Source organism: Parasphingorhabdus sp. W113, assembly GCF_055693205.1.
The window spans coordinates 999369-1009839 of the sequence record NZ_CM146328.1; the positions used below are offsets into that span (position 1 = coordinate 999369).

Consider the following 10471-nt stretch of genomic DNA (forward strand, 5'->3'; position numbering starts at 1 on the left):
TCATTCTGCCGGTTCAAGAGTCTCCGCGTCATCCGGACCGCCCTGACCGCAGCTGGCGTCGCCTTCTGCGCAGTCTTCGGTCTCTTCGGACTCCTCATCGCTGACCCAAAGATCATCATTGCCCGCGCCGGTCACCGGTTCGTCAATCAACGGATCATCGATAAATTCTTCATTTTCCTTGATTTCGATCAGGTTGGTTTCAAACGGATCGCTGACCAGTTGGCCGTCACCTTCATTGGGCGTGACCTCCTCTTCGATAACGTCCTGAACCGGGTCATCAATCCCGGGCTCAGGCGCCGGCGTTGGTGTCGGTGTTGGTGTTGGCGTCGGGGTAGGCGTCGGGGTAGGCGTCGGTGTCGGTGTCGGCGTCGGCGTCGGTGTCGGTGTCGGGATCGGATTGATCGGACCGCCACAACTGGCCGGATCGATAATCACGCAGCCGTTGATGGTGGAGAAGTCATCGAAAGTGACAACAACATCAGAGGCAGGGATAGTGTTGATCCCGGTTTCGCCGTTCACAATACCGTTGATCACAATATTGCCGAAGCTGCCTGCGCTAATTCCTTCGATCACCAGCGAACCGAATGTAGAACCACGCCGAGAGTCAAAATCCACGCCGGGTGATGTATTCTGTATGAAGAAATCATTGTCGATCTGGATCAGCGCACTGCCGGCGCGGATCAGTCCGCCGTCAATATCGACGCCATCATTCCGTTCGAGGCGGATATCGATAGCATCCACGCTGAGACCGGCAATATCGGTGAACGCCTGATCAGTCATAGCGTAGATATTGGTCGCATTGAGGGTCAATTGACCGACGCTGCCGAAACTCAGATTGTCATCGGTAATCTGCACCAGGCCGCCATTGGCATTGATGAAGATATCATCGGCAGCGGTCATGCTGAGCGCTGTTCCCAAAGACGCGTTGGTCAGATTGAGATTGCCGTTCACCCGTGTCGATTGGGCCGAGTCGATGGTCAGGGTTCCGGAGAAGCCGATATTGGCGGTCTGCGGACCGCTGACATTGACTCCGGCCTGGATCGTCAGGTCCTGAATGATCAGGTCCGGCAGAACACTGCCACCGGTCGCATCGGCAAAAAAGGTGAGATCCTGATTGGACTGAATGCGCGTAAATTCATCATTGTCGAGACTATAGACGCCCGCGGTGCCGGTCCCTCCCAGAACGGCCTGGTTGGTGCCATTGCTTTCAATGAAAATATCATTGGTTTGCGTGAACTGGCCGAGCTGACCGGCTGTGCCGATATTGATATCAGCGGATGACAGATCGATTGTTGTACCGGTCGCCAGCGCCTGGATGTCGATCAGATTGCCGGCCGTGATGACCAGCGCATTGGCGGCATTGGTCGTGCTGTCAATCAGCACATCGTCCGCCGCCGTGACCGTGATATTGCCATTGCTGCTGGTCGTTGCCTGCCCGGTAATGCCAACGGGTATCTGACCGGTCGACGCGCTGGGTATGGTCACTTCAGTAAGCTGCGCGCTGCCGTTGAGGCTGGTGGCAAAAATATTGCCGGAAGCGATGCCTTCGTCAATGATCAGGTTGCCGTTGGCCACCAGGTCAATATCGCCCGCCGTCGCTTCTGCATCGACCCGTAAACGGTCGTTGGACCGCAGCAATACGGCTTCACCAAGCGCTTCAACGCGATCTGAAAGATCGGCATTTTCCCGAATTGCAACAAGTCCATTGGTTGCCGAGAGTATAGCAGATCCGCCAATGACCTGATTTAATTCGATGCCATCCGGAGCGGTAATTCGTGTTGTGGTCGCGCTAACGGAATCAATGGTTACCGTGCCGGTTGAATCCGCCCGGAACGTGCCGGCTCCGCCTTCGACGACGTCCAGCTGAATATCGCCGTCCAACGCTCTGATCTGGCCTCCAAGCCGGGCATTGACATCGCCTCCGTCGACCCCGTTGCCAGCCCGCATAATGACGAGACGGTCAGTCGATCCCGCCTGATCAAAGCTGATCGATCCACCGGCATTGGCATCAAAGTCGGAAAACGCGGTTAGCGATCCAAAAGTGATGTCGCCTGTGGCGTCGAGATCGACAAACCCGCCGACCGAAACCAGGCCGCTGCCGTCAATATCACCCGCTGATGCTTCCATCGTCAGATTGCCGCCGATGGAACCGGAGTTGAGGAAAACCGTGCCGCCGGTCAATGTCGCGTCGCCGCCGGTATTGGCATTGCCAACCGAAATATTCTCGGCGTCGATATTAAGCTGATCGGATGCCAGGATGTCGTTGATGTCGGCGGTTGCGTCAGCGAATATGAAGATATTATCGCCTTCCGCAACATCCCCTGAAACGTCCCCTGCGCTCATATCGAGCATGCCGCCAGCCGATACAACGCCGAAAGAAATGGCGGAGTCAGCGCCCAGGAAAATCTCGTTGCCTGCGCTCACGCCGCCGAGATCGATAACATCCGCGGCAATGTCAATATTGGTTGCGCTGGAGGAACCACCAATCGAGACCACGCCAGTCGCGGTCAGGATGATGTCTGTGCCCGGGACATTGATCTGACCAAAGTCGAGATTGCCGCCGGCGTCATAGTTCACGTCGCCGACACCCACGGTCAGAATTCCGACATCCATGCTGCCGGGAACCGAGTAAAAGCCTTCCAGCACATCGCCGCGACCAGCAACCGTGGTCAGTTCGCGGCCGGTATTGATCGCTCCCGCAGAAATGCTGCTACCTACCGTGATGCCGATATCATTACCGCTGTTCAGTGAACCGGAGCCGAGCAAGCTGCCCGCCGCTGAAATACCGAGCAAGCCGCTGGTCAATGTTGCATCGCGCAAGTTGATATCGCCTTCGGTGCTCTCGACGAAAACTTCATCGCTGGCGACAAAGCGTGATGGAATCCCATCGGTGCCCATCACAATATCGCGCCGTGTCGAAACCAGGATACGATTGGCAAAGACATCGCCATTTTCGAGAATGGCCTGAATTGGCAGTCCACTTTGACCGATCGAGACAATATTGTCTGCGGTCAGCAGGCCGAGACAGAGATTACCTTCGACGCAACCGGCGCTCAGTAAGCCGTTATCATTCGACTGGCCGACCGCGGCGATAACCGCGTTGGATGGCGCATTGTTGATGTCCGCGCTGATCGAACTGGATGTAACTGTTCCGCCCAATCCGTCGATCGCATCCGCACTCAGGATCACTGCAGAGTCCAGCGCTCCGATATCGCCCGCCGCAACGATCGATGCGATCGGGGTGAGGGGAGAGCCGACCAGCGATGCGCTCAAGCCGCCCGCATCAAGCCGCAGAACCGCTTCATTGGTGAACGGACTGGATGGATCCAGCGTCAGGAAAGGATTGAGAGCAGCGGTCACGGATGCGCCGGTTTCGATGATGATATCGTCGCCGGAGGAAAAGAGTATCGCATTGTCCGCTTGAACATCCGCGCCGGTTTCGACCACGATATTCCCGCCCGCAAAGGCAAGCAGTTGGCCGGTCGTATTGGTTGTTCCGGTAAATGTTGCGCTGAATTGAGGGTCATAGGTCGACCCACCAAAGCTATCGACGCCCGCATTGACGCGGATTTCCGGATAGGTCGTGACTGGCGGTGTTCCGCTGGTAAATGGCGTGCCGGTCACCGTCGCGTTGCCTAGCGTCGCGTCTTGCCCGGCGGAGAGATCAATCCGGTCATCGGCGGTAAGATCCGCGGCCGAAGCCGTTGCTTCCGCTCGAATGTCCATCGGCCCACCGGACCGAATACGCGAACCCGCCTGGCTGTCAAAAAAGCCGCCCGCTGTCGCCGCGAAGTCGCTGCCGGTATCGATGGAGAATGTCGCACCACTGTTATTGCTGTGGGTCACCAGAATATTGCCGCTGGCATCCAGTATCGTATCGCCGGCAATCGTCATTTGACCGCTGCCATCAAAGGCAAATTCGATATCACCAACGACATCGACAATCAAAGTGCCTCCAACGTCGATCGGGCCGCTGTTCCCGACGACAAAGAACCCGCTGGTGCTGGTTGCAACCAGACCCTGCGCCTCAATGTCGAGACTGCCCATCGAAATCAAGCCCAACGGGTCGGTTGATGTGTCGGAAATATCAATCCGGCCGCTGAAAGTCGCTCCGGTTGCAGCACCGGTCCCGCCGGTGCCCGACGCTTGCATGAACGCGTCACCGATCGTCACGATTCCGGGGCTGCCTTCCTCAACAAGGATCATCGGATTACCGCCGATACCGGCCCCGCCATTGCCATCGGCGCCGATCGTAATCGTGCCATCATCGCCGCCTGCGCCGCCATTGCCACCCTGGCCATTACCCAGGAAGTTGACGCCATTGGCGGAAATGGTACCGCCTTGGGCCAGGAATAGCGGGGCGCCACCGATGCCGTCTCCACCATCACCGCCGTTACCGGCAGAGCCGCCACTTATCATGTCGATACCGCCGCCCTGGCCGCCGTCTCCGCCGAAGCCACTGCTCGCGAAATCAAATTCCGAAGGCGCGGGGGTCGCGCTGGGAACGATATCAATCAGACCGCCCGTGCGCGCGACCAATTCCGATCGGCCGCCTTCGCCATCGCCGCCATCGCCGCCGTCACCGGCAACGCCCCCGGAAAAATCAAACTGACCGCCGCCGCCATCGCCTCCGGTCGCATCTGAATTGAGCGGTGCGGTGTCGGCTGTGAAGGTGAATTCACCATCCACTCCGGTCACTTCAATGCGCGCCGTGCCGCCTATGGCGTTGCCGCCATTGCCGCCATTGCCGCTGATACCGTCCGACGCGCTGCCATTGCCACCGGTAGCGATCGCGCTGATCTGCGGATTGTTCAGGCTTGCCGTAATATTGTTGATGTTCAGCGCAGCAACACCGCCTGATGCATCCCCGCCGTCACCGCCATTGAGTCCGGACCCGCCGTCGCCGCCAATACCTTCGGCTGCGATCAGATAGGTCGGATTTGTGGCTTCGGCCTGGTTCAGATTGATGGTTGCGGTGCCGCCAATACCATCGCCACCATTGCCGCCGTCGCTGGTCGCTTCAGTTGAGAAGACGCCAGAGGTGAAGCCGCCATCGCCGCCATCGCCATTGGACCGGACGGTGAGCTGGTCAAACGCTATAGTGCCAGTGGTGTTGTTGAAAATCGCGTCCCCGCCAATGCCATCACCGCCATCACCGCCAAGACCCGACGGAACCGTTGGTGTACCAAAATCAGGATCGGATCTTCCGCCGCGCCCGCCATAGCCATCGGTCGAAACCAGCACCGCGGTCGCGTTGATCGTGGCTGAGCCATTGAGGTTGAAAGTCGCCGTGCCACCGGTTCCGACGCCGCCATTGCCAGCATCGACTCCGTTTCCACTGCCGCCGCTGCCGCCACGCGAGACGAAGGATGTGAATGGCTGGCCATTGCCGAGTGCCGTCACATTCAGTTCGCTAACGGTCAGAATTCCGCTGATGGCATTGAACGTCGCCGTTCCGCCAATACCATCGCCACCATTGCCGGCTTCAGTTCCATTGCTGAAATCACCAAAACCGCCATCGCCGCCGAAGCCGTTGGCGGTGACGTCCAGTGTGACAACCGTTGCATTGCCGCCGTCCAGATTGAACACGATATCGCCGCCGGTTCCGGTTCCACCATCTCCAACCGCTGCGACAATGGCGCTGGCCGGTCCGACAACCGGGCCGGTGCTGGAAGACGCAAATGACGATGCCATGATCAGGCTGTCATCAAAGGTACCGGATGTGCCATCACCGCCAAAACCGTCCGAACCCAGTTCGAAATCATTGCCGGTCAACGTCCCGCCGAGAAGGTCAAATGTAATGGATCCGCCCGTTGCCATTCCGCCATTGCCGAGACCGCTATCAGCGCCAAATCCGCATTCTTCGCAGGCGATAACAAACGAGCCATCGGCAAAGGCGGTGACGTCGTTAAAATCCATCACCCCGGAGGCGCCTTGCAGACGGAAGACAATGTCGCCGCCAAATCCGCCGCCGCGGTTGATCACATTGGGATTGGTGGTCGGACCGCCTTCACCATTTGCGGTTGCCGATATGCTGTTGGTAACCGTCAGGTTGGCATTGTTCACGTCGATCAATATGTCGCCACCATTAGCCACGCCGCCACTATTCTGGTTGGTCGCATTAGCGTCGAGATTGATCGATTCGCCGCTGACGACAGCGCCGTTGCTGATGTTCAGAGCAATATCACCAGCCGACAAGGCACCCGTATTCTCCGGGTCTTCCGTGAAAACAGAGAACCGTGTAATGTCTGTACCCAGGTCCAGAGTGTTAAAAGAGAAAGTCGCATTGTCGACGTTCAGCGTCAGGTTGGCAGATTGTTCAGCGACCGCGGAGAGGTCGCTATTCTGATCGGTGTTCAGTGAGAATGTGCCGCCTACGTCGAGATTCGCGCCGTTGACGATGTCCAGTTCAACCGCTGACAAGGTCGCATCGGTTGGCCGTCCATCAAAAGAGAAAGAAGAGAAAATATTTGAATTGACCGTGACATCGGCTGCGTCGATCCGGAAATCGTAAGCACCCAATTCCACCTGACCGAGGATTTCATTGCCGTCCGCTTCAAATGAGGCCGCACCATTGGCGGTGGACGACAGTCCGATATTGTTCAGGACATGAGTGCCGCCGACAAAGCGCAGGATTATATCGCCGGATGTCGCATCATTGCTTTGTGTGATCGTTTCACCAGAGCCGCTCGACGCGTCTGCCATACTGTCGATGATCAAGGATCCGACCGTGAAGTTACCCTCGCTGACATCGATCGCAATATCACCGGCTATGCTGTCGCTGCCAACAATACCCGGTCCATTGCCACCTGCTTTTCCGGATTGTGTGTTCATCGCATTGGCGCTCAGAGACAGAGCACCATCGAGCGTGATTTCGCTCGTCGCACCGGACAGATTGATCTCGATATCGCCCGCCTGGGTGAAGCCGTTAAACTCCTCTCCCTTGCCGCCCTGTGCATCGGTTGTGAAGCTGCTGCTGCCGCTAACCAGGAATCGTCCGCCGGCCGATACATCCACTGAAATATCGCCGCCAATCGCATCCTGGCCAACGCCGGTACCGCCATTGTTGCGGAAGGTGAAGAAGTCATCGGCGCCGACCGCTGCGGTGCTGACCGTCAGGCTGCCGGCAATATCGATGACACCCAGCGCGTCGGGATCGGCCGTGTTGCGGTCAACCGCGATGTTGACGGTTCCTCCGACGCCGTTGCTGCCAGCAGTGAGGGTAACATTCCCATCGGCGGAAATGCGGCCACCGGCCAGACCTCCGAAATCAATGACATTGGCCGCGGTGAGGGAGAGATCATAGCCAACCGCACCGGTATTCATATTGATCGCTGCGTCGTTCTCGACCAAGGCATTAATTGAATCGCTGGCCCGGGCGGTGACATCGGCATTGAACGTGCCGCCGGTGAATTCAATGTTGCCGGAGAGCGCGTTGACCGGGTCTGCCGCAAATTCCGCCGTGGGACTGTTGACGGTGCCCTGGACCGAGACATTATAGCCGGCACTCAGAACCACATTGCCATTGACGACCGAAGCCGAAGCGGCAGGGCGATAGCCGATATTGCCGCCAACCAGCATCGTAACTGCGGTATTTTTGGGAACCGCCACGAAATAGGCGGCCCGGGGATCGGAGAAAAACTCGTTCACGCCGGCAGTGTTGGGATCATCCGGCGTGGGGACTGATGCGATACCGGTCGTGGTACCAGTATCACCGTGGATCACACCCGTTGTGTCGCTGGTACCAACCGTGACGTTGATATCGAACAGACCCTGGTTGAAGGTCAGCTCGGCTTGTTCCGCCGCGACATAGGCGACCGAACCATCGACATCCACAGAGCCGCGCTGTTCGACCCGCGGCGCAACCAGCGCGATATAGTCGCCACCACCGACAAAGGCCGAATTGGCGTTGATCGACGCACCTGCATTGATCGATACCGCTGCGTTGCTTTCGGCAATCCCATTGAAGCGGATTTCACCCGATGGGCCAAACAGGCCGCCGGTTGTGTCAATATCATTGGTGGTGAGGACGAGGCTGCCGACATTGAAGTTGGAACCCAAACCGGCAATGATCCCGCCAGGGCTGTAGAACCAAATTTCCCCGCCCTGGGTGCCGTTGACGAAGCTTTGGACGGTGCCGTTAAACTGAATGGGCCGAAATTCGCCAGTAGAACTGGCGGTCGGCAGGATCCGGTTCAGCACCGTATATTCGGCGGCGCTATCAAACTGGAGAATCCGCGAAGCTGGCAGGATATTGATCGCTGAGGTGGTGGTATCCAGGGTTGCCGTGTCGAGCGGCGTCCAGTTGATCACCGATTCCGTGTTGACGATCGAAACAAAGTCGCGTGTGGCACCGGGCGTGACGGTATCGCCAGCCATGACACTGGCGGTGGCCTGGAATGACCGGCCCGGATCAAGGGCTTGCGCCTGGGCATTTTGCCCGACAGACGACAGCAGAACCGCAGCCGCCGTGGCAGAAGCCCCTGCCAGAAGCCGCAGTTTTCGAGACGAAGCCCTGGCTGGGTTCGGACTGTCCATAGCCGGGGTCGTTGCGCAGTGGTTGGCGGATTTCATCATCGTCTTGCCTCTGGTTGATCTGTCTTGCGGCGCCATTATCGTTTCCAAGGTGCGAGTTGCACGGTCAGCGTCATGAGTGCACGGGCGCTATCGCGGCGCGTCTGGAAGGGGCCCCGTTTCAACGGAACCACCGCCATCACATCGAGACTGGCCTGACGCCCGATCGTCGCTCTGATGCCGCCCCCGGCGGAGTAGATTTTCTGGGGATCGCCCGGGAAGTTCTTGTTCCACACCGCCATGGCATCGAAATAGACATAGGGTTGCCAGGCGATCCCGTCCGGGGATTCCGGCACCAGCGATCCGTAGCTGACTTCGGTCTGCAAACCATAGCCGCTGTCGCCGATCACCGTGCCGGGATCATAGCCGCGTCCGGTGGTGTAGTTGCCGCCTGAAATTTCCTCATAGGCAAACAGCGCGTCGGGAGAATATTGAAAACGCGGCTTCAAGGTGAAGGCCAGCAGCGGTGTCGGGCGATAGTCCAGCCTCGCGTCACCGCGCACGACAAAGGCCGTCGGATCGCCATCGGCGCGGGTTGGAATCACGGTCTGTCCCACGCAGCGGACAAAGCCCGGCCCACAGCCATCACTGGCCCCGAAAATGCCCAACCCCTGGCGAAATTCCAGAGATCCTGCCATGCCCCATTTCGGCTCGAAAGCCGAATAGCCGCCGCGCCCGGAAATGCTGCCGGGTTCGATGGCGTTAAAATCAAGTCGCGCATAGGCGATGCTCAAGTCATCTTCATTGGTGCGGGTGCTGAGAATATCGGTTTGTTGAGAAATGACTTCCAGCCCGACAGTAGCAAAAAGGTTGCGCGCTTGTTTCCGGATGAGCGGATAGCTCGCATAGACGCCGCCGATGAAGGTCTCTGAATCAATGTCAAAGCGCGAAGACAGCTCGGGATCGGTCGATGCATAGGTGAAGTTCCCACCAAATTTGAGTCCTTCGCCGCCAACGCGGAATTCGTGCCCGATCTGGAACACTTGCTGTTCGTTGAAATCAGCGGTCGAGAAGGCGCTGATTGTGGTTTCATCACCCAGGCCGGTTAGGCCGTTGAACCGGACGCGGGCGAGGCCGCCAAAGCGTCCGACAGCTTTCGATCCGAAATTCTGAATATTGGCATCGACATAAACCGGCGTGCGAACGACGTTGAATTCACCGATCACCTCTCCGACTTGACCACCGGAATTCGCCGAGACTGGCCGCAAGGAAAGGCGGACGTCAAGTCCGGGAATATCCCGCGCCAGCAAAAGATACCGCTCGGCAACCTCGATATTGAACACCGGTTCGTTGGTCAGCCGTTCGACATATTGTTGCAGAACCTTTTCAGAGGGGCCGGCATCGCCGCGCACTTGCACCTGAGTCATCTTGGCGAGCAAAACATCGAATTTGACAATGCCATTCTCGATCGTCTGCGGCGGAACCTGAACCGCTGCGAGATAGCCGGCCCCGCGCAAGATCGTGGCGGCACGGTCGCGGATTTCGCACACGACCGCAACCGGCACTTCCTGTCCGACATAACCGGTATAGGAAGACCGCAGGATATTCTCGTCGACGACACTCATGCCGCTGAATTCCACCGCGCGGAGCGTCAGCTTGACGTCCGCAAATTCGGGTTTCGCCAAGGGGCAAGCGGACCGTTCAATGCCGCCTTCGACCGTCAATGGCCGCGCCTGACCCTTGTCGGCCTGGCCCAGCAACCCTTGCTGGATTTCATCCCGCGTAGGTGCTGCGACCGATGATTGAGCAAAAGCCCCTGATTGGGCGCTCAGGATCGTTGACCCTGTTAGCCACAAAGCTGTTCTTACCGTTGCGCGCGCTCGCGACATATATTCCCCCGTGTGACAATATTTCCTGCGCGACCCCCTGGAAATATTGGATATTCAGTCTGTGCCCG

At 58.2% G+C, this 10471-nt stretch carries 2 protein-coding genes; both read right to left on the reverse strand.

Annotation, left to right across the window (positions count from 1 at the left end):
* Positions 1-8613: a hypothetical protein gene (locus ACZ1GS_RS04745; protein ID WP_472697342.1), complete on the reverse strand. Its 8613-nt coding sequence runs from the start codon at positions 8611-8613 to the stop codon at positions 1-3.
* A complete protein-coding gene (locus ACZ1GS_RS04750; RefSeq protein ID WP_472697343.1) occupies positions 8613-10403 on the reverse strand; it encodes a ShlB/FhaC/HecB family hemolysin secretion/activation protein in 1791 nt (596 codons plus the stop codon). The genes ACZ1GS_RS04745 and ACZ1GS_RS04750 overlap by 1 nt, the downstream gene beginning before the upstream one ends.
* Positions 10404-10471 lie beyond the last annotated feature (68 nt).

What these genes read in the sequence shown, in the direction of transcription:
- ACZ1GS_RS04750 (WP_472697343.1), bottom strand. Translation starts at nt 10,403, where the DNA reads ATGTCGCGAGCGCGCGCAACGGTAAGAACAGCTTTGTGGCTAACAGGG.
- ACZ1GS_RS04745 (WP_472697342.1), bottom strand. Translation starts at nt 8,613, where the DNA reads ATGGCGCCGCAAGACAGATCAACCAGAGGCAAGACGATGATGAAATCC.